At 68.6% G+C, this 24,892-nt stretch carries 20 protein-coding genes and 1 tRNA gene; 14 read left to right on the top strand and 7 right to left on the bottom strand.

From position 1 onward, the window contains the following. The first annotated feature begins 365 nt into the window (after positions 1 to 365). The 4 genes from OHA61_RS23170 to OHA61_RS23155 all read left to right on the top strand — a co-directional run bounded on the left by OHA61_RS23170 (position 366) and on the right by OHA61_RS23155 (position 5,443). On the top strand, positions 366 to 1,865 hold the full coding sequence (locus tag OHA61_RS23170) for an MFS transporter (protein WP_406307427.1): 1,500 nt from the start codon (positions 366 to 368) through the stop codon (positions 1,863 to 1,865). A gap of 129 nt (positions 1,866 to 1,994) precedes the next feature. Further along, positions 1,995 to 2,435, top strand: a complete 441-nt coding sequence (locus OHA61_RS23165) for a hypothetical protein (protein ID WP_406304653.1) — start codon at positions 1,995 to 1,997, stop codon at positions 2,433 to 2,435. Between the two features lie 18 nt (positions 2,436 to 2,453). Beyond that, positions 2,454 to 4,739: a DUF6571 family protein gene (locus OHA61_RS23160; protein WP_406304652.1), complete on the top strand. Its 2,286-nt coding sequence runs from the start codon at positions 2,454 to 2,456 to the stop codon at positions 4,737 to 4,739. Positions 4,740 to 4,741: 2 nt separating this feature from the next. Next, a complete protein-coding gene (locus tag OHA61_RS23155) occupies positions 4,742 to 5,443 on the top strand; it encodes a hypothetical protein (protein ID WP_406304651.1) in 702 nt (233 codons plus the stop codon). A gap of 91 nt (positions 5,444 to 5,534) precedes the next feature. Here the strand turns inward: OHA61_RS23155 and OHA61_RS23150 are convergent, their stop codons facing one another. The 6 genes from OHA61_RS23150 to OHA61_RS23125 all read right to left on the bottom strand — a co-directional run bounded on the left by OHA61_RS23150 (position 5,535) and on the right by OHA61_RS23125 (position 15,648). After that, positions 5,535 to 6,137, bottom strand: a complete 603-nt coding sequence (locus tag OHA61_RS23150; RefSeq protein ID WP_406304650.1) for a hypothetical protein — start codon at positions 6,135 to 6,137, stop codon at positions 5,535 to 5,537. 104 nt (positions 6,138 to 6,241) lie between these two features. Next, on the bottom strand, positions 6,242 to 10,522 hold the full coding sequence (locus OHA61_RS23145; RefSeq protein ID WP_406304649.1) for an RHS repeat-associated core domain-containing protein: 4,281 nt from the start codon (positions 10,520 to 10,522) through the stop codon (positions 6,242 to 6,244). Next, the gene (locus tag OHA61_RS23140; RefSeq protein ID WP_406304648.1) at positions 10,519 to 10,878 is read right to left on the bottom strand and encodes a hypothetical protein; all 360 of its coding nucleotides are present in this window, start codon (positions 10,876 to 10,878) and stop codon (positions 10,519 to 10,521) included. Before OHA61_RS23140 ends, OHA61_RS23145 begins: the two co-directional genes overlap by 4 nt. A gap of 111 nt (positions 10,879 to 10,989) precedes the next feature. Continuing rightward, positions 10,990 to 11,880, bottom strand: a complete 891-nt coding sequence (locus OHA61_RS23135; RefSeq protein ID WP_406304647.1) for a cellulose-binding protein — start codon at positions 11,878 to 11,880, stop codon at positions 10,990 to 10,992. 170 nt (positions 11,881 to 12,050) lie between these two features. After that, the gene (locus OHA61_RS23130; RefSeq protein ID WP_406304646.1) at positions 12,051 to 14,657 is read right to left on the bottom strand and encodes an SUKH-4 family immunity protein; all 2,607 of its coding nucleotides are present in this window, start codon (positions 14,655 to 14,657) and stop codon (positions 12,051 to 12,053) included. A gap of 7 nt (positions 14,658 to 14,664) precedes the next feature. Then, entirely contained in the window at positions 14,665 to 15,648 is a 984-nt protein-coding gene (locus OHA61_RS23125; protein WP_406304645.1) for an SMI1/KNR4 family protein, read from the bottom strand. A 218-nt stretch (positions 15,649 to 15,866) separates the two neighbouring features. Between OHA61_RS23125 and OHA61_RS23120 the strand changes: the two genes are divergently transcribed. Both OHA61_RS23120 and OHA61_RS23115 read left to right on the top strand, forming a co-directional pair. After that, the gene (locus tag OHA61_RS23120) at positions 15,867 to 16,373 is read left to right on the top strand and encodes a YwqJ-related putative deaminase (RefSeq protein ID WP_389371847.1); all 507 of its coding nucleotides are present in this window, start codon (positions 15,867 to 15,869) and stop codon (positions 16,371 to 16,373) included. Between the two features lie 10 nt (positions 16,374 to 16,383). Then, the gene (locus OHA61_RS23115) at positions 16,384 to 16,875 is read left to right on the top strand and encodes an SUKH-3 domain-containing protein (RefSeq protein ID WP_406304644.1); all 492 of its coding nucleotides are present in this window, start codon (positions 16,384 to 16,386) and stop codon (positions 16,873 to 16,875) included. Between the two features lie 8 nt (positions 16,876 to 16,883). Here OHA61_RS23115 and OHA61_RS23110 read toward each other — a convergent pair whose 3' ends face one another. Then, complete coding sequence (locus OHA61_RS23110) at positions 16,884 to 18,209, bottom strand: sensor histidine kinase (RefSeq protein ID WP_406304643.1); 1,326 nt, start codon at positions 18,207 to 18,209, stop codon at positions 16,884 to 16,886. A gap of 154 nt (positions 18,210 to 18,363) precedes the next feature. Between OHA61_RS23110 and OHA61_RS23105 the strand changes: the two genes are divergently transcribed. From OHA61_RS23105 to OHA61_RS23070, 8 genes are all read left to right on the top strand, one after another. Then, entirely contained in the window at positions 18,364 to 19,221 is an 858-nt protein-coding gene (locus tag OHA61_RS23105) for a hypothetical protein (protein WP_406304642.1), read from the top strand. Positions 19,222 to 19,248: 27 nt separating this feature from the next. Next, positions 19,249 to 19,320, top strand: a tRNA-Gln gene (locus OHA61_RS23100). A 109-nt stretch (positions 19,321 to 19,429) separates the two neighbouring features. Next, the gene (glmU, locus tag OHA61_RS23095; protein ID WP_406304641.1) at positions 19,430 to 20,878 is read left to right on the top strand and encodes a bifunctional UDP-N-acetylglucosamine diphosphorylase/glucosamine-1-phosphate N-acetyltransferase GlmU; all 1,449 of its coding nucleotides are present in this window, start codon (positions 19,430 to 19,432) and stop codon (positions 20,876 to 20,878) included. Between the two features lie 109 nt (positions 20,879 to 20,987). Beyond that, a complete protein-coding gene (locus OHA61_RS23090) occupies positions 20,988 to 21,965 on the top strand; it encodes a ribose-phosphate diphosphokinase (protein WP_328676976.1) in 978 nt (325 codons plus the stop codon). A gap of 221 nt (positions 21,966 to 22,186) precedes the next feature. After that, positions 22,187 to 22,780: a 50S ribosomal protein L25/general stress protein Ctc gene (locus tag OHA61_RS23085; protein WP_361906503.1), complete on the top strand. Its 594-nt coding sequence runs from the start codon at positions 22,187 to 22,189 to the stop codon at positions 22,778 to 22,780. Positions 22,781 to 22,887: 107 nt separating this feature from the next. Continuing rightward, entirely contained in the window at positions 22,888 to 23,481 is a 594-nt protein-coding gene (gene pth, locus OHA61_RS23080; RefSeq protein WP_361918906.1) for an aminoacyl-tRNA hydrolase, read from the top strand. A 55-nt stretch (positions 23,482 to 23,536) separates the two neighbouring features. Further along, positions 23,537 to 24,004, top strand: a complete 468-nt coding sequence (locus OHA61_RS23075; protein ID WP_406304640.1) for a hypothetical protein — start codon at positions 23,537 to 23,539, stop codon at positions 24,002 to 24,004. A 200-nt stretch (positions 24,005 to 24,204) separates the two neighbouring features. After that, a complete protein-coding gene (locus OHA61_RS23070) occupies positions 24,205 to 24,870 on the top strand; it encodes a PT domain-containing protein (protein ID WP_406304639.1) in 666 nt (221 codons plus the stop codon). The last annotated feature ends 22 nt before the right edge of the window (positions 24,871 to 24,892 follow it).

The following is a 24,892-nucleotide window of genomic DNA, read 5'->3' as shown; positions in this document are numbered from 1 at the left end:
AGTCTTGAACCGGGGGTTTTCCCCACCCCCCGGTGGTGCGGGCCCCCCGCTGCGGCCGTAAGACCAAGTTAAGGAGTCGGCCGCGTCCTCCTCGTCGTCCCCCGGGACGAACGTCCCCTCGCCATCAGTAAGGAGGAGCCCCTAGGGGCACTACACCCCCGGGTGGACCCGCACGGCCCGAGCCTGCACCCTCCCCCTGCGTGAGGCTCAAGTGAGAAGGTGTTCCAGGAAATAGATGCAGGGGGAAAGGATTCTGGGTGAGCGAGGAACGCGTCGACGATCCGGAAGGGATACCGGCGGCCGCGGGAGCGGCGGGGTCCGCGGAGCCTGCGGGGCGGGCCGCCGCCCCTGGCACGGCCATTCGAGTGAAGGGGAGCGGGGTCGGCGCGCCCGGGGAACGGGGGCGCGGGCCGGTCGTGGCCGCGCTCATGCTCGGGATGGCACTCGCCGCGCTCGACGGCACCATCGTCTCCACCGCCGTACCCCAGATCGTCGGCGACCTCGGCGGCTTCTCCGTCTTCTCCTGGCTCTTCGCCGGCTATCTGCTCGCCGTCACCGTCACCCTTCCCGTGTACGGGAAGCTCTCCGACACCTTCGGCCGCAAGCCGGTCCTGCTCGCCGGCATCGTGCTCTTCCTCGCCGGCTCACTGCTGTGCGCGGGCGCCTGGAACATGGCCGCGCTGATCGCCTTCCGGGTGGTGCAGGGACTGGGCGGCGGAGCCCTCCAGGGCACCGTGCAGACCATCGCCGCCGACCTCTACCCACTCAAGGAACGCCCCAGGATCCAGGCCCGGTTGTCCACCGTGTGGGCGGTCTCGGCGGTGGCCGGGCCCGCGATCGGCGGGCTGCTCGCCTCATACGCGCACTGGCGCTGGATCTTCCTCATCAACCTGCCGGTCGGCGTGGTCGCCCTCTGGCTGATCGCCCGTCATCTGCGCGAGCCGTCCCGTACCCGCCCGGCCGCCCCCGCCAGCGTCGACTGGCCCGGCGCGCTGGCCATCTTCGCCGCGGGCACGCTCCTGCTCACCGCGCTCGTCCAGGGCGGCATCGCCTGGCCCTGGCTGTCCGCGCCCTCGCTCGGCCTGTTCGGCGGCAGCGCGGTCCTTCTCGCCGTGGTCGTGGCCGTCGAACGACGGGCCGCCGAGCCGATCATCCCCGGCTGGGTCTGGCGCCGCCGCACCATCGCCGCCGTCAATCTGGCACTCGGCGCGCTGGGCCTGCTCATGGTCGCCCCCACCGTCTTCCTCCCCACCTACGCCCAGTCGGTCCTCGGCCTCGGCCCGATCGCCGCGGGCTTCGTGCTCTCCGTGATGACCCTGAGCTGGCCGGTCAGCGCCGCACTGTCGAACCGGGTCTACACCCGGATCGGCTTCCGGCAGACCGCGATCATCGGCATCACGCTCGCGGGTCTGATCCTGCTCGCCTTCCCCCTCCTCCCGTACCCCGGCGAACCCTGGCAGCCGGCCCTGATCATGCTGCTGCTCGGCGGGGCGCTCGGCCTCTTCCAACTCCCGCTGATCGTCGGCGTCCAGTCGACGGTCGGCTGGTCGGAGCGGGGCACGACGACGGCGTCCGTGCTCTTCTGCCGCCAGGTGGGCCAGAGCATCGGCGCGGCCCTGTTCGGCGCGCTGGCGAACGGCGTCCTGTCAGCACGCCTCGGCGGCGGCGACCTCGACTCGGTGGCCCAGGCCCTGACGAGGGACGAATCGGCGGACGAACTGCGCCGAGCGGTCGCGGCGGCGGTCGACTACGTATACGTGGGCGCGGCAGCGGCTGCGGCGTTGTCTCTGCTCGTCCTCCTCTTCGTGGCCCCGCGCCGCTTTCCCGTACTCGACGAACCGAACGCGGACGGCCCTGTTCCGTAGGGGATTGTGCGATCTCCGTGAAGTTTTCACCGCTGGGGCTCACCCTCTTGGCGATCGCGCATGACGCCGGTTTACGGTGGAGCGGAATGAAGTCATGCACATTGCAAGGAACACAACGGGGGCAGCCACGTGGCATGGGACGAGTGGGAGCAGGCCAAGTCCGGTTCGACGCAGACCCGGCTGAATCAACTGCCCGCGGAGGGCGGCGGATCGGGCGGCGGCAAGGACGACCTTACGGTCCACGACGACGAGCTGGGGAAACTCGGCGATCTTGCGCGCTCCCTGCGGGAGCAGCTGTCCACCGACGGCGACCACGCGCGCGTGGCCACGTTCGAGGCTTCGAACCAGCTCTTCAACGACGGTCTGGACATGGGATCCGGACTCCTTGAAGTGCACGATGCCTGGAGCACCAAGCTGGCCACCCTCAAGGAGGCTTGCGCGCACATCTCCAACCACCTTGATTACTCGCGCTCCACGCACACCAAGCAGGAGCAGAAGATCGTGACGGGGATGCAGTCCCTCGACGGCAAAACGATGACCGTGTCGCGCATCTACGACCAGTTCAAGTAAGGCAACGGGGAACTCGACATGGTGACGTGCCAGGAACTGCAGGATCTCAACCTCAGCAAGCTGAACACCGCGGTCACGCAGTGGAAGCAGATGCTCGACAAGCTGGTCATCCTCGCCGACGGGGGCGACGGCGGCATCAACGCCGCCGATCTGGAGCGCAAGGCCAACGCCGCGGACTGGAAAGGCGACAACGCCACCGTCACCAAGGCGTTCACCACCACCACGGCGCGCCAGTTCGACGACATGGTCACCGAGGCGCGCAGCATCCACAAGATCCTTGAGGAAGCCCACACCAACCTGAAGAAGCACCAGGAAGACTTGAAGACCACGATCGACACGTGGGCCAAGAAGTACGTCTACATCGACGAAAAAGGCACCGCGATGTACTCCGGCCCGCAACGCGAGGTCCCGGGCGGCCCCAAAGAGCAGACCAGCCAGGAAGAGGTCGACCAGGCGGCGCGCGAGGTCGGCAGGATCCTGGAGGCGGCCAACGAGACCGACCGGATCGCCGCGCGTGCGCTGCGCAAGCACGCCCAGAGCAAGTACGACTTCGACGAGACGGGCTACAAGGGCCTCAAGGACGCCGACCGGCAGCAGGGCATCGAGGACGCCGACGCGATGGTCAAGCTCGCGTCCAAGGGCGACGGGATGACCGACGACGAGCTGAAGCGCTTCAACGAGATCTCCAAGTACCACCGCGACAACCCCGCCTTCGCCGAGCGGTTCGCGACCAAGCTGGGTCCCGAGGGCACGCTGGAGTTCTGGCGCAGTCTCGCCGACCCCGGCAGGGGTCGTACGCCGGACCCCGACGGCGATCGCGCGAAGCTCCTCGCTAAGGTGCAGGACAACCTGGGCATCACCCTCGCCAACGCCACCCGTGTCGACACCCCTGAGATGCAGGCGTGGAAGGACCGGATGATCGAGCTGGGCGACGATCCCATCAAGTCCAAGAGCGGCATCCCCAGCGCACCGTACGGCTTCCAGGTCCTCGGCCCTCTGATGACGGAGGGCAAGTGGGACACGGCCTTCCTCAACAAGTACGGCGAGAAGATGCTCGAGTTCGAGCGCAAGAGCGACGACCCGGTGCTGGGCGGCCCGAAGGAGCTGTGGGAGAACCGCTTCAATCCGGCCCAGCTCTCCTACCCGCCCGGCGGAACCAAGCCGGACAGCGACCCGGTCGCCAACCTGATGGAGGCGCTCGGCCACAACCCGGAAGCCTCCCTGCAGTTCTTCAACGGCTCGTCCGGCAAGGGCGACGACGCGATGAGCAACTGGGACTACCTGGTCAACAAGGACGGCGAGGGCGCGCGCGAGTGGCCGACCGACGATGACGGGAAGACGACGGGGTTCAAGAACCTCGGCCACGCCCTGGAGTCGGGGACGCTCGGGTACGCGTACGACGACAAGCCCCCGACCATCCCGCCGGTCCACACCGACGCCGAAATAGCGGCACGGGATCAGCGCACCCTGCTCATGGACAAGGTCGTGGACCATTACCAGAGCGCCGACACGATCGACAAGCAGGACGGAATCCGCGACAGCCTGGCGAACATGGCGGCCGGCCATATCGACAGCCTCAACTACACGATGGCCGACTGGGGAGGCACGGGAGAGGCTTCCGGACGGGACGACCTGTTCCATGCCAAGGACTCGCACCTGCGCGACTTCGGAGAGATGAGCAGCAAGAACTTCCTGCGGTCTCTGGCCTCCGACGAGGGTTCCTACGAGACGGTTTCAACAGCTCAGCAGGTGTACGGGGCCAGCTCGATGTCCGCACAGGGCGCCGATCAGGAGGCCGCGCTGGACGCCGGTGTGAAGAGTGTCAGGATGCACGGACTGCTGGACCAGGCGCGGGCCGAGGCCATCGGCCACGAATTCGCCGACGACAAGGACCGGCGGAACCTGGAGCTCGAGAAGCAGGGCGAGTGGCGTAATTTCGCTGCCGAGGCTGCGACCGGCGTCGGCGTCGCCGCAGCCACTGCCCTGATCGTCCCCACCGGTCCGGTGGCGGTGGTCGCCGTGCCTCTCGCCATTGAGACGATCGGCGGCGCAATCAACACCCATGTCTCCACGGAGACGATGCAGTATCTCAAGGACCATGAGTTCGACAACTTCGACGATTCGGTCGCGGGCATCGACAAGGCCAGGGACGACGGCCGCAGAAATGCTATGACTCCTCTCCTGAACTACGCAGAGGCGCACGGAATGAGCGAAAAGCAAGTCGGCGATCTGGCCGAACGCGCTGAGGGCCAGTACAACAACGGCGGGCATCTCGGCGATACCGGCGCCTCCCGAGGATGGTAACCATGAGAAACACGCTCACGCTCACCGCTGTGGCTGTCCTCCTGCTGGGTGCGTCCGCCTGCACGGCGGACAAGGAGCCCAAGGAGAAGGCCGGAGAGACGTCCAAGGACGCCGTTGCCGACGACGCCACCTGCAACGAACTCCTGGGCGACGCCGGACTGAAATGGCTCAGGGAGCACACGGGAGACAAAGCACGTCTGAAGGTCGTCGACGATCTCAAGAGGGCGCGCTCGCTGTTCTACCAGCAGGTGAAGAACTGGGGCCCGGACGACAGCGGTGCCCGCACCTTCCAGCGAGCCGATGCCTGCTTGGCAAGGACGGACGTCGCGAATGCCGCAAAGCAGCTTGAAATCCGGTACGGGCCCTCGTACTTCCCCTTCGACGCTCCTTTCGACAAAGCCTCGGAAGTCAGCCCCGCGCAGACTGTGACTCCGGTCAATTCCGCCGTCAAGCTTGTCCACGGGAAGGACCGCGATGGCGCGGTCCGCTACCGCGTGTACGTCAAGTGCAAAATTCCGGGCACCTCGGCCAAGCAGGAGAACGAGATCCCGATCGAGGGACTGCTGACCGACACGCTCACCGGCGACACCAGTGCCCGCGTCCACCTCACCCACCTGCTGCACTCCGCCAAGGTGATGGCCGACACCATGGACTGCCAGAACAAGCCCGTCGTCCCGGCCGAGCCGCCCGCGTCGGTGAGGTGACCCACCCGGCGGCGGAGGCTCTGCCCTCCGCCGCCTCGCGCCCCGTCAGTACGCGGGACGCCCGCCCCACGAACGATCAGGTCACGTCTGATCAGGCGACGCCGGGCCCTGGGATGAATCCCATGAGCCAGCTGGGCAAGTCTTCGGGACTGGGCCGTTCCGGGGCCGGATGAATCCCGATCCCGAGACTTTTCTCCGAGTCGACGTACTCGCCGCCACCGGGCCAACTCAGCCATTCCGCAATGAATGAGCTGACACTCCACGCCATGGCCAATGCGGGACGGAGTTGTGGCACGCTGGACCAGAACCCGCTGATCGCGGCGGCCCGTTCAATGCCGTCCTCCAAGGAGGGTCTGGAACTCGACGCCAATCCTGCGGACACCGCAAATCCAGAATACGGGTCGCCCACGAGTAGCGGAGTGCAGGCGCGCAAGATGATTTCAAGCAGCTCGTCGGGGACTTGCTTCGCGTGCCGCTCCAGCCTCCCGAGCAATCCTGAAAAGCTCTCCGCGCCGATACCCGAACCACTCGGACGCACATCGATGTCCTGCAACAGTCCTTGCGGTGCACAAGAAGCCGATACCGCTTGAATATAGGCCAATCCGCGGAGCGATTGCCATCTACACATGAGGTCGACGCGGGAAATAACGGAATTGCGAGCACCGTACCTTACCGGCCATTCGGCGGCTCGCACCTCCGCTCCGTAAGACCTCAACTCCGACGGGACCGAATTCGGGTAGATGATCAGCTCACCGTCGACGCGCGATACGGATTCGTACCCTGGATATCTTCCCGACGTCACGGTGCGCGCCTCCAGTTGGGTGTATCGCCGCTTGAATACTTGAAAATGTCGGTCTCGGGAATATGGTACGAGTGAATCATATTCGGACCGCGAATAATGACCACAGGATCTCCGTTCGCGTCACGAAGGCTCCTGTCGATGATGATCTCCTTCTGGGTTCTTGTGTCGATGTAGTCGGCCGGCGTGTCCTTCTTCCCCATCAGGTATTTCTCCAGCTTCAGGTCATCGTCCCCGATACCGGCAAGGTAGTGATTGTCCTTGCCTGCCTCAGCCTCCCTGAGCTGGTGGTCAACTCCCTGGAGAACGCGATTGTCGTAGGGAGCAAGACCGAGTGGATCAGACCATGAGTGAGGGTTATGGGCATAAGTGGTGGGGTTGGGGGCGGGGGCGAGGCCGAGAGGATCCGGCGTCAGGTATCGGCCGGTCTCCGGGTCGTAGTAACGGAAGTGGTTGTAGTTCAGGCCGGTTTCAGCGTCGGCGTACTGGCCCGGGAAGCGCAGAGGACAGTCCATGGACGCCGCGTCCGTCGGAGCGGGGAGATCCGTGCCCCAGAGGGTCGTGCGCCGCTGCCATGCCAAGTCCCCGTCCGGCCCGACCAGTTCGGTCGGCGTGCCGACGGCGTCCGTGATGACCGCGTGGAAACGGGTGCCGTAGTCGGCCGAGGTGTCCTCGGCCAGTTTGGAGAGAAGGGATCCGCCCGGCTCGCGGACCAGTGGCTTGTGATCGGTCTGGGTGAGAGGGCGATGGGTGCCGGGGGCGTAGTCCCAGGTCGTGACCCTGCCGTCGGGGGCCTTCTGCTCGGCCAGGCGGGTGTCGTCCCAGCTGAAGTCGGTGCGCTCGACGGGCGAGCCGTCGTCCGCCAGGTGCTCCTTGGCCATTCGGCGGCCGAGTGGGTCGTAGGTGTACCGCCAGCGCTCGCCGCCCGGAGTCACCACCTCGACCAGCCGGTCCTCCGCGTTCCACGCGTACGTCCACGTCCGCTGCTGCCCGTTGAGGAGCTTGCGGGTCTTGCGGACCAGGCGGCCCTGCGCGTCGTGTTCGTAGGAGGTGCGGCCCGCGTGACGGACAAGGGTGCCCTCGAATTCACGGTCGCCAGGGGTCTCGTGCGCGGGGGCCGTGGCGTGGGCGAGGTTGCCCGCCACGTCGTAGGCGTACGTCTCGGTCCAGCCATGGGCCCGGACACCGGTAGCGCGGCCCATGCGGTCGAGGTCGAAGCGGCGGGTGCCGGAGGTCAGTTCGCGGATCTCGGTGAGGTAGCCGTCCTCGCGGTAGGCATAGGCGCGGTGCTGGAGGAGCCGGTCGGCGTCCTCCGAAGATGCCGTCAGGGACTGGGTGGCGAGGCGGTCGGTCACATCCCAGGTCTGGCTGAGGGTGACGGCCGCCCCGAGGCGTCGTTCCGTCTCGCGGCCGGCCGCGTCGTACGTGAAGGACAGGGAACCTGCGTCCGAGCGGAGTTCGGTGGGGCAGCCTGCGGGGTCGTAGGTCCACTCCGAGCTCAGGCCGGACGGAGTGACCCGACGAGTCCGGCGGCCCAAGGCGTCGTACTCATAGGCGGTCGTACGGCCGTTGACGGTTTCCGTGAGCGTACGGCCCAGCGCGTCGCGTTCTATGACCACCTCGGCTTCGGCATGTGCCACCAGCGCCAGATGCCCCGCCGGGGCGTATGCGTACGTGGTGGTCTCGCCCGCGTCGCCCCGCTGTTCCGTCACGCGGCCGAGCACGTCCCGTGTGAAGCGCAGCGTCTCGCCCGCGCCATTCGTGCGGGATATCAGGCCGCCCGCCGCATCGTGCGTGTACGCGAGCGTCCGGCCGTTGAAGTCGGTCTCCGTGATCAGACGGCCCGCCTCGTCGTACGCATACGACCAGGTCAGGCCCTGCGGGTTGGTGACCCCGGTCAGCCGTAGCTCGGTGTCGTAGGCGAAGGCGTACGTCGTGCCGTCCGGGTCGGTCCGAGTGGCCGGGACGTCGAAGTGCGTGGCTGTGTGGCGGGTGACATTACCCGCGGGATCGGTGTGGGAGCGGAGGTTGCCCTCTCCGTCCCAGGTCCAGGACTCCCGCGTGCCGTCCGCGTACTGGCGCCACTTCGGCTTGCCTTCGGTGGTCCAGCCCATGCGGGTGGCATGCCCCAGCGGGTCGGTCACCTCCACGACCCTGCCGAAGGTGTCCCGGCGTACCGCCGTCACATGCCCGAGCTCGTCGGTCAGGGCAACGGGCAGTCCGGCAGCGTTCGGCGTGACGGTGCGCGTATGGCCGAGGGCGTCCGTGATGGCGGACAGATGCCCCAACTCGTCATAGGAATAGCGGGTTTCGTTGCCAACAGGGTCGACTGTGACGAGGCGATTTCCGAGTTCCTCGTACCTGTGGTGCCAGGTCGCACCGCCGGGCTCGACAATCTCCGTGGGCTGCCCGAGCGTGTTGTAAGTGGCCCGGGCGACGGAGCCGTCGGGGCGGGTGAGTGCGGTGAGGTTGCCGGTGTCGTCGTAGCCGTAGCGCGTCGTGCGTCCCAGCGGATCCGTGACCGAGAGGGGCTTGTCGCCACGCTCGTGCCACTGGGTGCGGGTGGTGTGGCCGAGTGGGTCGGTCTCCTCGACGACCTGGCCCTCGGAGTTGTAGCGATGCGTGGACGTGCGCCCGAGGGCGTCGGTGTACGTGGTGGTGCGCGACGAGTCGTCGTAGGCGAGGGCGCCGGAGAGGAAGCCGTCGCTGCCTTCGGTGCGCTCGACGCGGCCCCGCGTGTCGTAGAAGTACGCGAACGAGGTGCCGTTGCGGTCCGCCCAGGAAGTGACCCGGCCGTCGGCGTCGTAGGTGAAACGCAGTGGCGCACCGCTGGAGTTGATGACCTCGGCGAGGTTGCCCGCCTCGTCGTACCCGTACCGCATCACGACCGTGCCGCCGTCGTGCTGCGCCGGCTCATACCGGGAGGGGGTCTCGTCGAGCAGACGCAGGGCGGTGATGCGCGGGCCCTGGGTGTCGATGGCGAGGTAGTAGCCGCCCGAGTGCCGCAGCCCGGTGGGTATGCCGTCCGTGGTGCGTTCGACGTCGATGCGGGCGCCGTTGCGGTCCTGCCAGCTGTCCACAGGGAGGTGGACAGTCCCGAGCGCCTCCGAGGGAACGGGACTGCTGAAGCTGCGTACGACCCCGGATGCGGGATCGGTGATGGTCATGACACCGTCGGGTTTGCCGTCCCACTCCAGCGGCCAGCAGGCGCCCTTCACCGGCAGGACCGGCTCGCCCGCCTGCGGCACCGGATAGACCAGGCGCATGCCGTCGGCCGCGGCGAACACCACGCCGTCGGCGTCGAGTTGGATGCACTCGTCGAGGGTGGAGACCCAGGAAGGGCCGAAGCACATTCCCGCGCGGTACGTGGACAGATGGGTGCGCTCGAAGACGAGCGGGAGGGAGGCGGGCAGCGTGAGATCGTTCTGCGTCATCAGCATGGCGCCGGTCGCCACGTCGATCGGCTCCCCCACGCACGGGGTCCTCCTGGCCGGGCGGGCGGCAGGCCCGAGTTCGACCAGGTCGGGGCGGAGAGTCGGCGGCCGCAGCATCAGCGGCGTCTCGTTGAACTTCCCGAACAGGCTGCCCTCGACGCCGGCCTTGAGCACACCGCTGCCCGCGCCGAACGCCCCGCCGTAGATCATGCCGTCCTTGGCCGCCTGATTGATCTCGTCCAGGCTGAAGCCCGTCTGCATGCCAGTGGCGATCTTCAGCGGCTGGGCGACGGCCAGGTCGATGGTCACCGACTCCACGCCCCCGAAGGCCGCGGCGACCAGGGCGCCCGCGGCGATTTCCGCGACGGTGGTGGAGACGGCGATGCCCATCGTGGCGCCGAACTCGATGAGGGCCTCGGTGGCCACGGCAGCAGCACCCGCGGCAGCACCCGCGGTGAAGAAGGCCAGCGCGATACCGCCCACGATGATCGCTGCGTCGATGCCGATCTGCGTCCACAGCTTGTTGATCGCGTCATCGACGGCTTCGGCGAACTTGTCCAGCGCCTCCGCCATCTTGCGGGACGCCTTGGCGAGATCACTCAGCCAGCCCGCGTCCTTGCCCTTGGCGTAACGCTCCCAGAACACCTTGAACGCATCAATCGCCTCACCCTTGTTGTTGTGGATGAGCGACGTGGCCGCGTTGTTGACGGGTGTACGCACGTCGTCGACGGCATCGGCGAACGTCCGCCAGGCCGTGGCGGCGCTCCGCAGGGTCCCCGAGTTGGCGTCCGGCCACCACATCCCCAGCTTGAGCAGGAGGTCCTTGGCCTCGTCCTCGACGCTCACCGGGCATCCTCGCCGTCGATCTTCGCCTTCACCTTGGTGAAGATCCCGGCGATCAGCTCATCATTGTCGACATGCCCGTCCGCCATGTCCGCCATCGCCTCATGGATGCTGGTCAGTCCGAGGACGAGGGTGCCGGCGGCCCGCTCGATGACCTTCTGCTGGGGGTGGTAGGCGTCGTAGAACTTCTTGCCCTGCTCGTCATCGCCCCAGGGTGCACCGAGACCGTCCAGTGTGGTGACGAGCGTGGTCAGTGCCGTGCTCAGATTCTGCGCCTGCGTGTGAAACACAGGCGCCGTCACCTTGATGTCGGCCGTATGGATCTCCAGGACCTTGCCGTCACCCTTGCCCTCGCCCATGCGAAGCCTCCCCCGTTACTGAGTGCGAATCCCGACTCTAGAAGATCGTCTTCACAGTCGGGTCAAGCGACGGCCAATGCCGGGCAATGGATGAATCGGCCCGTGCCCCCGTCAGCCCTCCGCCGCCGCTCGCCCCGTGAGCGTCGTCAGGCTGTTGCGGACGTGCGCCATGTGCGCCTGCATCCCCTCGCGGGACTCCTCGTGCTCCCGCAGCATCCGCTCCGTCTCCCGCGCGATCCGCTCCACGCGACCCTCCGCCTCGGCGATCACTTCCGCTGCCCGCGCCTCCGCGTCCTCCTGGCCGTGGCGGGCGTACTGCTGGGCCTCGGCGAAGGCACGCTCGGCCTCCGCGAGGGCGGACTCGGCGTAGGTGCTGAGCTCGGCAAGGCCGGTGTCCAACTCTCCCTGCCGGTCAGCGAGTTCACGCTCCAGCGCCTCCCAGCGCTCGGCCTGCTCCCGCTCCAGGTCGGCCAGCAGGGAGTCGGCCCTCCGGCGCATCTCCTTCCACGCGGCCAAGGCCTCCCCGCGCTGCTCCTTCACCTCGCGGCGGGCCTCCACGCGCATCTCGTCGGCCTCCGCCTGCGCGGCGCGCAGAATCTGCTGGGCGCGAGAGTCGGCATCCGTGCGCAGGGAATCGGCCTGCTCGCGCGCCGAGTCACGCTTCTGCCGGGCCGCCTCTTCGGCCGCGTCGACCTGCGCCTGCGCCTCGTTGCGGATGCCTGTCACCAGCTCGTCGGACTCCTCGACGGCGAGGGCGAAAAGGTACTGGGCGCGACTGCCGAGCGCCTCGTACGTCTGCGGGGCAAGACCCGACACCACCTCGCGCAGCCCGGCCGCCTCCGCCTCCATCTCCTTGGCGAGCACGGTGAGCCGCGCGGCCCGTTCCCAGGCGTGGTCGCGGTCCTGGGAGAGGGCGGTGACATAGGCGTCGGTCTCCGCCGCCGGGTAGCCACGGCCGCGTACGGCGACGAAGCCGTGAGGTGACACCGATGCAGCACTCATCCTTCAAGCCCCTCTCCGACCCACAATGCGACATTGCCGCCATCCTGCTGGATCAGAGCGATACGCCCATAATGCGACACTCCACACATAACGGTGGATGGTTTGTCACACATGAAACGGGGCGCCCGGCCTGCCGTGGCAGGCCGGGCGCCCCGGTCGTACGGACAGCGCTACAGCAGTCCGTCCCACATCTGCTCAAGCAGCACCGACCACCAGCTCTCCGGTGACGCGAGTGCCGCCGGGTCGAGGGCGGCGAGCTGGGCCTGGAAGTCGACCGTCCAGCGGCCCGCCTGTTCCGGGTTGAGGTTGAAGCGCAGGCGCCACATCCGGCCGAGCAGGGCCAGACAGCGGACGAACTCCGGCAGGCCGCTGTTCACGAACTGCGGCGCCACCGGCTGACCGCCCGGGCCCGCCTCCACCGGGACAGCGACAATGTGCGCCGTGCCGTACTGGACGCAGATCGCCCGGCCGAAGTCGCTGCCCACCACCAGATACGAACCCGCGTCCGCCGCGGGCTGCACCTGACGCTGGGCCGCCAGCTCGGCAAGCGTCGGGACGACCGGCTGGGCGGGCTGGGCCCAGAAGAACGGGTTGAAGTCGCCCGGCAGACCCGCCCACACCAGCGTGGCCGCAACGATGTCCGGCACACCCTGACGCGAGACGCCCCGCTGGTCGAACCGGCAGATGCCCTGCGGCCCGAACGCCGCCACCAGCTCCTGCGCGATGCCCTCCGGAGGGATCGGCGGGGCCGGCGGCATCTGCGGCAGCGGGGCACGCACCGGCGCGGGGCGCGCCGGACCGTCGGCGACCTGATGCAACTCGCCCTGGTGCGCCAGCAGTTGCCGCATGCCCTGCTGGCGGGACGCGTGATCCCTGCCGTACGGGGCGATCGAGGTGATACGCGCCTGCGGCCACGTCTCCCGGATCATCCGCGCGCAGTACGCACCGGGCAGCTCGCACGACTCCAGCTCGGTGTGCAGCTCAAGCACCTGCTGCGGCGGCACGTTCATGGCCCGCAGCTCGTGCAGGATCTGCCACTCCGGGTGCGGAGTGCCGGGCGCCGAGCGGCGGATCAGCTGGGCCTCGGAGCCGTCGGGCGCGCGGTAGCGCAGCACGGCCTGATAGCCGGGGCCGACGGTGGGCATGCCGGTCGGCTGCGGCGGATAGCCGTACGCGGGCGGCTGACCGCCGTGCGGCGGCTGGGGCGCATGCGGTACGGCACCGGGCGGCGGGCCGGGAGGAGCACCCGGCGGGCCGGGCGGCTGCGGAGCGCCAGGGCCCGCCGGGGCAGGACCGGCGAGCATCGTCGCGGCATGGTGGACTCCGCCACCCGGCGGCGGAGTCGAACCGGGAGGTCCGGGCGGACCGGGCGGACCGGGCGGCTGCGGCGCGCCGGGACCCATCTGGCTCGGGTCCGCCAGCATCGTCGCGGCATGGTGAACGCCACCACCCGGCGGCGGAGTCGAACCAGGAGGAGCAGGGGGACCGGGAGGACCGGGAGGCTGGGGCCCCTCAGGGCCCACCTGCGAGACAAGCTGCGTCGGCAGGTAACCGCCCGCCGGAGCACCGGGAGCACCCGGCCCCGACGGCGGCGGCGTCGCGCCGGGCCGCGCACCCGGAGTGCCGGGCGCGCCGGGCGGCGGCGGAGTCGTCGAACCGCTGCCGCGCCCCGCGCCACGGGCGGCACGCGGCGGCAGGACCGCCTTGCTCGTCGCCGCGTCCGCGATGTCGGCGGCGCCGGGTCCGGCGGGTGCGGCGGGTCCGGCAGGTGCGGCGGGTACCGCGGGTCCGGCAGGCGCACCGGCTCCCGGCTGGTCGAGGGCCGGGGCGACCGTGGTCCGCGGAAGCTGACTGCCGCCCGACATCAGCGCGGTCGGCGCCTCGGCGCCCGAAGCCGCAGGCGAAATGTCGTCGTCGTCCGACCCGGAGATCGGCGGCGCGAAAACGGTGGCGGGCAGCGGTACGGACGCGTCGTCCGACCCGGCCCCGCCGGTCTCCGTCCACGGGGTGGCCCCGGGCGGCGTGGCGGGCACACCCTCGGAGGCCGTGGGCTCGTAGCCACCGCCACCGGCACTGGGCCAACCGGCCCCGCCCTGCGAGGCGTTGGCACCCGACGACCCGACCGCAGACGCCTGCGAACCGGCCGAAGCCCCGGCCGAGGACCCGGCCGCGGGCCACGCCGAACCGGACGCGGACGACGAACTCCCGCCCGCCTGCGAAGCGTTGGGGCCCGTCGCAGCCGAAGCCGCGTCGGGCGCAGACCAGTCCGCCCCCGACGACGGCCCACCCGCACCCGCCAGATCGGCCGCGCCCGAAGGCGACGCACCCGCACCCGCAGGCTCGGCCCCACCGGAAGCCGCCGCCGACCCCGAAACCTCAGCCCGCTCCGGCGACCGCCGGTCCGGGATCCCGATCTTGTTCGCCGCCTCCTGGAGCCACTCCGGCGGACTCAACAGAAACGACGTCTGGTTCAGGTCGATCCGCTGCGGCGGCTCAGGCGCGGCCGCGGCCGCCTCCTGAACCCCGTACTCCTCCTCGTACCGGCGGATCACCTCACCCACCGGCAGCCCGGGCCACAGCGTCGCCTCACCGCTGTCCCGCGCGATCACCAGCCGCTGCTCCCCGCCGTCCGAGCGCGCCCCGCCCTCGCGGTCCTCCGCCCACACCACGAAGCCCAGCTCGAACTCCCGCACCCGCACCTCGCGGTGCTGATACGCGGGCACATCGCCGTTGACCCACTCTTCCGCGCGCTCCTGCGCCTGCGCGAAGGTCACCATCGGACCGTCACCCCTCGTCCGGGATCGGGACGACGCGCGCGAAGCCGCCGTCCACCATCAGGTTCGCCACCGTCTCCAGCTCCGGCGGATTTCCCGCCAGGCGGCGCAGAAAACCGTCGAAGTCGTCGCCGCACGGCAACAGCAGCCGCTCCACACGCTGCTGCACGCTCAAGCCGTCCTGGTCCCGGGCGTCGTCGTACGCGCAGAACCACACCGAGCCGATCGCCGAGCCCCTCACCTTCACGGCCAGGATGCCGCCCTGCACGAACGCGACACCCAGATAGTCCTTCGTCAGATGGTCCCGCAGGCACTTGTTCACGTACACCAGGTCATTGACCGCCGCCTCGTCCCGCACCGTGAAGAACGGCTGGTCGACAAGGAGCCCCAACTCGGCGTCGAGCGCCGCCCCCACCGGGGCACAGCCGCCCGCCGCCTTCAGGAAGGTGCGGTACGCGCCGGGAAGCCGGTAACCCAGGTCCTCCTCCACGCCCAGCAACTGCTGCTCACTCACCGAGACCACACCCTTGGGCAGCCCGAAATGCGCGGGCCGGGTCTCCTGAAGCGGCCGCGTGCCCCGCTTGCCGTGGTCCACGGCCGCCGTCGCCAGACCGCCGTGGTGCCGCAGCAGCGCCTTCACCTCGACCGGCACCAGCTCAAGACGGCGCGTACCCGGCACGTGGTGCCAGGTCCAGCCGTGCGGCGTCGCGACCGCGGGAACCGTGTCCCACAGCGCATGGCCATCGGCGTGCAGAGCCGCGTTCGCCGATACGTAGTCGGTGAGCCGCAGTTCGTCGACCCCGAAACCCTCCGGGGGCTCGGCGATCTCCGCGGCGGCACGCGCGTACGGCGAAAAGTCCGGATAGCCGTTCTCGTCCATCCGCACACCCCTAGGGTGGCGAGAGGCCCGGACCGGGTCCGGGAAGTTCACGAGCTGCCCGGCATAGGCGGCGTTCGGTGGCGCGGCCTTGTGCCCGAGCCGACCTGTCGTCATGGCGGTTGCCCCCTGCTGCGTTCCGGCTGGTTCAGGACAGCCTATGCGGTGGTGCAACAGGGAGATCCGACGCTCCACCTCCATCACCAACAGTCACAATCGTGTGACCGAATGCCGACGGGTCGACACGTTTCAGTGCCCCCGCTTCCGCACCACCAGCCCCATTTGGCAGGCTGTGCCATCAACTCGGGGGAGTGCAGGGAGGGGACGAACACACCATGCACACAGCGCAACCAAACACATCGGGTGATCCACGCCTCAGTTGGAGCAGCACCGAGGCCCTCCAGCCGCCCGCCCTTGGCCACCGTCGCGACGGCATCCTGCCGGCCGTCGCCGCCGCACTCTCCGTACGCGGCGAGACCCTCACCAGCACCGCCGGAAAGGCCGACCAACCACCCGCACTCCACCCACTCGTACAGGACTTCCTCGACACCCTCACCAGCGGCCAGCGCGAACGCTTCACCGGCCGCTGCCCCGAGGCGATCCTGCTCTCCCGCCACCTCACAGCAGCCGAATCGCAGCGCTCAAAACGGGCACAACGCAAGCCACTCACCCACAGCGAAGCCAAACGATCCTTGAAACAGGCGAAGTTGACGGCACGTAGGATCCGGGAGGACGGCGACCCGCTGCACGGCAGCTACGCACCACCCTGCCGCTCCTGTACGGCCATGCTCGACCACTTCGGAGTACGCCCCGTCGATCCGACCGCACCCGAGAACGGCTGATCCCCCACCGATGCCCGACCACCTGAGCACCACCCGGTTCCCCGTCGCCGTCGACGCCGCCCTGCGCGAAGCCGGATGGCAGCCCGGCCGCTGGGACATCAAGCTCGCCGAACACTGGGCGGACACGCTGCGCTCGCACGTCTCACCGGGCGGCCACCGGCACACGGTCTTCCCGGCAGCCGTCGAAGCCTGGGCCGAGTTCGGCGGACTGCGGGTCACAGCACCCGGCCCGGGACGGCAAACGGCTCCCACGCCCGTACGCTTCGACCCCCTGGCCGGGCTGCACCTGGCCCGTACGCTCGCCGACCTGGGACGAGCACTCGACACCGAAGTCGCACCCCTCGGCGACGAAGGCGACCACCAGGCCGTGCTCGCCATCGACACCGAAGGCCGCGTCTACAGCCTCGACCACACCGGCGACTGGTACCTCGGCCCGGACATCGACCGGGCACTCGCCACCCTGATCACCGGCATCCAGCCAACCCGCCTGACCCTGAGCTGAAACACCCCTCAAGCGGACTCGGAAAACCCCTCCCGGTCCGGCAGCACCGCCGACACCCGGAAACCACCAGCATCCGTCGGCCCCGACACAAACACACCGCCCAGCGCCAGCACCCGCTCCCTCATCCCCACCAAACCGTTGCCGCCACTGGGCAACCCCGCGACCGCCGCCGTGCCGCTGGCGTCCGGAGCGCCGTTCTCCACCTGCATGGCCACCTCGGCGTCACGATGCGCGAGACGCACCAAGACCTTGGCCCCCGCCGCATGCTTATGGACATTCGTCAGAGCTTCCTGCACCACGCGGTACGCGGTCTGCTCAACCTCCGGCGCGTACTCCCGCACCTCACCCTGCACCGCAAGTTCGACCACCATCCCCGCCTGCCGCGACTCGCCCACCAGACCCTCAAGATCCGCCAGACTCGGCCCGTCGTCGGCCGCCGCGGCAGCAGCCGCAGCAGCCGCCACCCGGACAGCGGCCAGCGGCACCGGAGACACCGCGCGCTCCTTCTCCCCCGCGCGCAGCACCCCGAGCATCTCCCGCAACTCGGTCAACGCCTGCCGGCCCATGTCCCCCACCAGCGCGGCATTCTTCACAGCCTTCTGCGGATCCTTCAACGCGACCGCCTGCAGCGCCGCCGCATGCACCACCATCAAAGACACCCGGTGCGCCACGACGTCGTGCATCTCCCGCGCGATCCGGGTCCGCTCCTCCGTCCGCGCCCACTCAGCCCGCTGCTCGGCCCGGTCCGCCAGCAGCGACAACTCCTGCTCCAGCGAGTCCGCGCGCTCCCGCAAGCTCTCCATGAGCCGGCGTCTCGCCCCTATGTAGAGACCGAACAGCACCGGCGGCGCGGTCAGGCCGAGCGCCATGAAGCCGGCCATCGTCGGCACGTACCAGGCGCCGGGATCGAAATCCGCCGACGCCACGTCCTGGTGCACCCGTACAAATGTCACGATCAGCGTCGCGGCCAGCGACATCCCCGCGAGCGTCGCCGTGATCCTGCGCGGCACATCGGAAGCCGCGAGTGTGTACAGCCCGACGACGGCCATGAGATAGCCCATCTCGGCCGGCGTGGTCGCGATCGACACCAGCACCACGGCGATCGGCCATCGCCGCCGCAGCACCAGCACGGATCCGACGATCAGCCCGAAGAGCACCCCGACGGGCACGGGAATCGCGGCCTTGTCCGCGAAGCCCACACCCTCCAGAGCGCACTCGAAGGCGGAGACGAGCCCGAGCCCCACATCCAGTGCGACACTGCGCCGTCGTCCCCACCACAGCCAGGTACGGGCGGGCCTGCCCGTGGCGTCCTGCTGTGCCCCCGTTGTGGTCATGCATCCAGCCTACGGGCGGGCGCGAGTCAATTTCCGGGGAGTGGGACAGCACGGAACGAGTTCGAACAGGAACGAAACAGACGTAGATCGCACGATCCGGTGAATCGAGCGGACTTTCGACCCGGACGTCCGTATTCCGGACGACGCTCGCCGTATGACAGCGATCCACGGCAAGTACGCCGACTTCGAGGGGCTCCGCGAGCAGGCGATCGCGCTGCGACGGGAGGGGCTCAGCCTGCGCCAGATCCGCGACCGCCTGAACGTCCACAACAACGACATCCTGAACCGCCTGGTGAAGGGCGAGCCCCCACCGGAGTGGACGAAGCGCCCGAACGCGAAGGACGACCTTCGGGAGAAAGCCCGCGAGCTGCGGCTCCAGGGCATGACCTACGACCAGATACAGGCGGAGCTGGGCTGCTCGAAGAGTTCGATCTCGCTGTGGGTACGGGACCTGCCGAAGCCGCAGCCGCGTTACACGCCCGAAGAGCACCGGGCGCTCATGAACGCAGGACTCAAGAAACTCAGAGACGCGCAGGACGAGGAACGCAAGGCCGCCAAGCTCGCAGCCCATCAGGAGATCGGCAGCCTGTCCGACAGGGAACTGTTCCTGATCGGCGTCGGGCTCTACTGGGCCGAGGGCGCCAAGGACAAGCCGTACCGCAGGTGCGAGGTTCTCCAGTTCATCAACAGCGACCCCAATGTGATCAAGCTGTTCTTGCGCTGGCTCGAACTCCTCGCAGTCGCGCGCGAGCGCATGCACTTCCGGGTCAGCATCCACGAGTCGGCGGATGTCCCCGAGGCCGAACGATTCTGGGCGAACCTGGCGGGCGTCGACACTTCCGCCTTCCAGAGGGCAACGCTCAAGAAGCACAACCCGAGGACCACACGGAAGAACACCACCGACGCCTACAGAGGCTGCCTGGTCATCTACGTCACGAAGAGCGCCGATCTCTACCGTCGCATGGAAGGCGCTTGGTACGGCATAGTGTTGGGTGCCGATCCGGCGGCCTGACCTAATGTCCGGTTTCGTCGCATTTCATCCCCCGTGGTGTAATTGGCAGCACTGTGGCTTTTGGTGCCATCTGTCCGGGTTCAAGTCCTGGCGGGGGAGCTTCTCAGTTCGGGTCCTGACCTCCACGGTCAGGACCCGCCCTTATTTGCCCCCCGAAACCCCCCGGTATCCTTCGGATGTCCACCACCCGAAGCCGAAGGGCATTCTCGTGAGCGCCAACCGCCCGGCAGCCGTCGTCGTCCTCGCAGCGGGTGAGGGCACCCGCATGAAGTCGAAGACCCCCAAGGTCCTGCACGAAATCTGCGGGCGCTCGCTCGTCGGACATGTCGTCTCCGCGGCACGCGAGCTGGACCCCGAGCACCTCGTCGTCGTTGTCGGCCACGCGAGTGAGCAGGTCAAGGAGCATCTCGCCGAGCACTACGCCGGTACCCGCACCGCTTACCAGGCCGAGCAGAACGGCACCGGCCACGCCGTGCGGATGGCGCTCGAAGAGCTCGGCCGGACCCCCGAGGGGACCGTCGTCGTCGTGTGCGGTGACACTCCCCTGCTGTCCGGCGAGACGCTGACCGCGCTCGCCGCGACGCACTCGGCCGACGGCAACGCCGTGACCGTGCTGACCGCCGAGGTGCCCGACTCGACCGGCTACGGCCGGATCGTGCGGGACGGCGTCACGGGTGCCGTCACCGCGATCGTCGAGCACAAGGACGCCACCGACGAGCAGCGGGCCATCCGGGAGATCAACTCCGGTGTCTTCGCCTTCGACGGGCAGCTGCTCGCGGACGCGCTCGGCAAGGTGCGTACGGACAACAGCCAGGGCGAGGAGTACCTGACCGACGTTCTCGGCATCCTGCGCGAGGCCGGTCACCGGGTCGGCGCTTCGGTCGCGGGTGACCACCGCGAGATCCTCGGCATCAACAACCGTGTGCAGCTCGCCGAGGCGCGCAGGCTGCTCAACGAGCGTCTGCTGGAGCGGGCGATGATGGCCGGAGTGACGGTTGTCGACCCGGCGTCGGTGTTCCTCGATGTGACGGTGACGTTCGAGCGGGACTCGATCGTGCACCCGGGCACTCAGCTGCTGGGTGCGACGCATCTGGCTGAGGGCGCTGAGGTGGGCCCCAACTCGCGTCTCAAGGACACGCAGGTGGGCGCGGGGGCCCGTGTGGACAACACGGTGGCGGTCTCCGCGGTGGTCGGCGAGTCGGCTTCGGTCGGTCCGTACGCGTATCTGCGCCCGGGTACGAACCTCGGTTTCAAGGCCAAGGCCGGTACGTATGTGGAGATGAAGAACGCCACGATCGGCGAGGGCACCAAGGTGCCGCATCTTTCCTATGTCGGTGACGCGACGATCGGCGAGTACTCGAACATCGGCGCGGCGAGTGTGTTCGTGAATTACGACGGCGAGGCGAAGCACCACACGACGATCGGCTCACACTGCAAGACGGGCTCGGACAACATGTTTGTGGCGCCTGTCACGGTCGGGGACGGTGCCTACACGGCGGCCGGCTCGGTCATCACGAAGGATGTGCCCGCGGGTTCGCTGGCTGTCGCGCGGGGCCAGCAGCGGAATATCGAGGGCTGGGTGGCTCGTAAGCGCCCGGGCAGCGCGGCCGCGCAGGCGGCTCAGGCGGCAACGGAAGCGGTCGCCGAGGAGAACTGACCGGAAACGGGTGCGCCGATCTCGGCGTACCGTGATACGTGCACGCAATTTCGGCTGGCTCGCGCTCAGTACGCCCGCGGCCAGAGAACACGTCTGAGGAGACTGTGCTGTGACCGGGATCAAGACGACCGGCGAGAAGAAGCTGATGCTCTTCTCCGGCCGCGCCCACCCCGAGCTGGCCGAGGAGGTCGCGCACCAGTTGGGTGTGGGCCTGGTGCCGACGAAGGCTTTCGACTTCGCGAACGGCGAGATCTATGTCCGCTTCCAGGAGTCGGCTCGTGGTGCGGACTGCTTCCTGATCCAGAGCCACACGGCTCCGATCAATAAGTGGATCATGGAGCAGTTGATCATGATCGATGCTCTCAAGCGGGCCTCCGCCCGGAGCACGACCGTGATCATCCCGTCGTACGGCTATGCGCGGCAGGACAAGAAGCACCGCGGCCGCGAGCCGATCTCGGCCCGGCTGATCGCCGATCTGCTGAAGACGGCGGGTGCGGACCGCATTCTTACGGTCGATCTGCACACCGACCAGATCCAGGGCTTCTTCGACGGCCCGGTCGATCATCTGTCGGCGCTGCCGGTCCTTGCGGACTACGTGGGCGCGAAGGTCGACCGCAACAAGCTCACTGTCGTCTCTCCCGACGCGGGCCGTGTGCGCGTGGCCGACCGCTGGTGCGACCGTCTGGACGCTCCGCTGGCGATCGTCCACAAGCGCCGGGACAAGGATGTCGCCAACCAGGTGACGGTGCACGAGGTCGTGGGTGAGGTCGAGGGCCGCGTGTGTGTCCTGGTCGACGACATGATCGACACGGGTGGCACCATCTGCGCGGCGGCGGACGCGTTGTTCGCGCACGGTGCGGAGGATGTGATCGTGACAGCGACGCACGGCATCCTGTCCGGCCCGGCGGCGGACCGTCTGAAGAACTCGAAGGTGAGCGAGTTCGTCTTCACGAACACGCTGCCCGACCCAGGCGATCTGGAGCTCGACAAGATCACGGTGCTGTCGATCGCGCCGACGATCGCGCGCGCGGTGCGTGAGGTGTTCGAGGACGGTTCGGTGACGAGCCTCTTCGAGGAGCAGGCGTAAGCGCCTCGGTCACGTATGAGGAGGGGCCGCACCCGGTGGGTGCGGCCCCTCCTCGTTGATCGATTGGGTGGCTCGGGGGGCTGCGGGTAGACTGGCGCAGTTGCTCGGCGAGGGAGGCCGTACCCACTGGTACGGCGGTCCGTTATCGACGCGCTCTTCGTAGCAGGCCTGTCGTGGCCGGGTGACCGCCACCAGATTTTTCTGCCATACGAGGAGTGCACATGTCCGAGGTGAAGCTCGCCGCCGAGATCCGTACCGAGTTCGGCAAGGGTGCGGCCCGTCGCGTCCGCCGTGAGAACAAGGTTCCCGGTGTTCTGTACGGTCACGGTTCCGACCCGGTCCACATCACGCTGCCGGGCCACGCGCTGCTGCTCGCCCTGCGTACCTCCAACGTGCTGCTTGCCGTGGACGTCGAGGGCAAGACCGAGCTGGCCATCCCGAAGGCCGTTCAGCGTGACGCGATCAGGGGCTACCTGGAGCACGTCGACCTGCTCATCGTGAAGCGCGGCGAGAAGGTCAACGTGGAGATCCCCGTCCACACCGAGGGCGAGCTGGCCCCGGGTGCGTACCTGGTCGAGCACGTGCTGAACGCCCTGCCGGTCGAGGCCGAGGCCACGCACATCCCGGAGTCCGTCACGGTCTCCATCGCGGGCCTTGCGGCCGGCGACTCCATCCTCGCCAAGGACGTGCCGCTGCCGTCCGGCACGACCCTGGCCGTCGAGGACGACACCGTCGTCCTGCAGGTCCTGGCCGCGCAGGCCGAGGAGCCGTCCGCCGAGGCCGAGGCCGAGGGCGAAGCGGGCGCCGAGGCCTGAGCCGTAGGCTCTGCCTGAGCTTGGCTTGACGGGGTGGCGGGCTGCGGCCCGCCACCCCGTTTCCCTGTCTGTACGTACGCAACCGCACGCGAGGAGACGCAGCGCAGATGTCCGACGCGAATGCCCCTTGGCTCGTCGTGGGCCTCGGCAATCCCGGGCCCGACTATGCCGCGAACCGGCACAATGTCGGGTTCATGGTCGCCGACCTCCTCGCGGAGCGCATCGGCGGCACGTTCAAGCGTGCGCAGAAGGCGCAGGCGCAGGTCCTGGAGGGCCGGATCGGTCCTGCCGGGCTCGGCAGCCGCCGGGTGATTCTCGCCAAGCCGATGTCGTACATGAATCTTTCCGGCGGTCCGGTCACCTCGCTGCGCGATTTCTACAAGGTGCCGCTCGCCAACATTGTGGCTGTCCATGACGAACTGGACATCGACTACGGCATGTTGCGGCTGAAGCTGGGTGGCGGCGACAACGGGCACAACGGCCTCAAATCCATGACGAAGGCGATGGGACCGGACTATCACCGGGTGCGGTTCGGGATCGGCCGTCCGCCGGGCCGGATGCAGGTCGCGGACTTTGTGCTGAAGGATTTCTCCTCGGCGGAGCGCAAGGAGCTGGGCTACTTCGTGGACCGTGCGGCGGATGCGGTGGAGTGTCTGGTGATCGACGGCCTGGAGCGGGCGCAAAGTACGTACAACTCCTGATAAGCCGGGGTCCCAGGTTGACCGGGCGTGCGCCCATGGCCAAGGATCGCGCCCCATGAGCTCGAACCGGACTCACATGCTCCTCTACGGTCGTCGTGCCGCGATGGCCGGTGTTGCCTTGCTGCTCCTTGTCGCGGGCTTCTGGGCGTCGTGGGGCGACGCACAGCACGTACTGCTCGCCAAGGGCCGCGAGCACGGCACGCTGACGGTGGCCGACTGCGGTGAGAAGACCTGTACCGGTCCGTACGACCCGGAGGGCTCGGCCGCTCCCCGCGAGGGCATGACGATCGAGAAGTCGGTCGCGGTGAAGAAGGGCGCGGAGCTCCCGGTGGTTCTCAAGCCGGACAGTGAGGAGTTGGTCCGCACGGGGACGGCGGGTGCGCTTTATGCCTGGCACCCGATGGGGGGTGCCCTGTTGCTCGCGGGTCTGGTCATCGGGGGCGGGCTGCGGCTGACCCGGATCGCCTGGGCGACCGCTGCGACGGGCGGTGCGCTGCTGGTGGGGGCCTTCCTCGCGCTCTGAGTCCGTACCGGACGCGCGGCCCGCAAGCCCGAACCGCCTTACCGGAACGCCGCATTCACCTGATCGTTATCCAGGACTATTGGGGCAATCAGCAACTCATGGTGCGGATGCGACACCAAGTGTCTTGACGGACGCGCGGGTTCACAGGACGCTGAGCCGCCACCCCCACGGCACCCGTCCCTTCTCCCGTTGGATTGCCCATGCGCACCCTCAGGTCAACCGGCGCCCTGGTGGCTGCAGCGGCGCTCTCGCTGCTGGCCGCTCCCGCCGCGCACGCCACCCCTCCCGGCGACAACGGCACCGTGAAAATCCACGACGCCAAGACCGGCGAAGAACTCCGTAAGAACGAGCCGCACGTCTGCTCGTTCTATCTCGACGCCTTTGGCTTCGACGGCGCCCAGGAAGTCGACTGGAAGATCGTCGAGATGCCGCCCACGGGCACCAAGGGCAAGCTCGCGGACAGCGGTTCGCTGACGCTCGACGGCGAGGGTCACGGCCGTACGGACGACAAGACCCTGCCCGACGGGCACTACAAGCTCATCTGGAACTTCGACGGCGAGCACGGCAAGGCCAAGCACAAGGTCTTCTGGACCGACTGCGAGGACGACAGCGAGCCGAGCGAGCAGCCTTCCGGCAGCCCTTCCGAGGAGCCTTCGGGGAAGCCCTCCGAGGAGCCGACGACCGAGCCCACCTCGTCCGACTCCGCGGCCCCGACGGCCGCCCCGTCCCCGTCCGCCAACGGCGGCGGTGACCTGGCGGAGACCGGTTCGAGCGCCCCGGTCGGGGCCATCTCGGCGGTCGCCGCGGCGCTGGTCGGCGCCGGCGGCTACCTTCTCGCGCGACGCCGCAAGGCTCAGCAGCACTGACGCGTCCGTATGAGAATCGGCC

It is taken from the genome of Streptomyces sp. NBC_00885 (assembly GCF_045207475.1).
Classification (GTDB): domain Bacteria; phylum Actinomycetota; class Actinomycetes; order Streptomycetales; family Streptomycetaceae; genus Streptomyces.
This window is presented reverse-complemented; position numbering and strand designations above follow the sequence as displayed.

Excerpts from the sequence above, each read along its gene's own strand:
- OHA61_RS23160 (WP_406304652.1), top strand. The coding sequence starts at position 2,454 with ATGGTGACGTGCCAGGAACTGCAGGATCTCAACCTCAGCAAGCTGAAC.
- OHA61_RS23155 (WP_406304651.1), top strand. The coding sequence starts at position 4,742 with ATGAGAAACACGCTCACGCTCACCGCTGTGGCTGTCCTCCTGCTGGGT.
- OHA61_RS23140 (WP_406304648.1), bottom strand. The coding sequence starts at position 10,878 with ATGGGCGAGGGCAAGGGTGACGGCAAGGTCCTGGAGATCCATACGGCC.
- OHA61_RS23135 (WP_406304647.1), bottom strand. The coding sequence starts at position 11,880 with ATGAGTGCTGCATCGGTGTCACCTCACGGCTTCGTCGCCGTACGCGGC.
- OHA61_RS23130 (WP_406304646.1), bottom strand. The coding sequence starts at position 14,657 with ATGGTGACCTTCGCGCAGGCGCAGGAGCGCGCGGAAGAGTGGGTCAAC.
- OHA61_RS23125 (WP_406304645.1), bottom strand. The coding sequence starts at position 15,648 with ATGACGACAGGTCGGCTCGGGCACAAGGCCGCGCCACCGAACGCCGCC.
- OHA61_RS23120 (WP_389371847.1), top strand. The coding sequence starts at position 15,867 with ATGCACACAGCGCAACCAAACACATCGGGTGATCCACGCCTCAGTTGG.
- OHA61_RS23115 (WP_406304644.1), top strand. The coding sequence starts at position 16,384 with ATGCCCGACCACCTGAGCACCACCCGGTTCCCCGTCGCCGTCGACGCC.
- OHA61_RS23110 (WP_406304643.1), bottom strand. The coding sequence starts at position 18,209 with ATGACCACAACGGGGGCACAGCAGGACGCCACGGGCAGGCCCGCCCGT.
- OHA61_RS23105 (WP_406304642.1), top strand. The coding sequence starts at position 18,364 with ATGACAGCGATCCACGGCAAGTACGCCGACTTCGAGGGGCTCCGCGAG.
- OHA61_RS23085 (WP_361906503.1), top strand. The coding sequence starts at position 22,187 with ATGTCCGAGGTGAAGCTCGCCGCCGAGATCCGTACCGAGTTCGGCAAG.
- pth (WP_361918906.1), top strand. The coding sequence starts at position 22,888 with ATGTCCGACGCGAATGCCCCTTGGCTCGTCGTGGGCCTCGGCAATCCC.
- OHA61_RS23075 (WP_406304640.1), top strand. The coding sequence starts at position 23,537 with ATGAGCTCGAACCGGACTCACATGCTCCTCTACGGTCGTCGTGCCGCG.
- OHA61_RS23070 (WP_406304639.1), top strand. The coding sequence starts at position 24,205 with ATGCGCACCCTCAGGTCAACCGGCGCCCTGGTGGCTGCAGCGGCGCTC.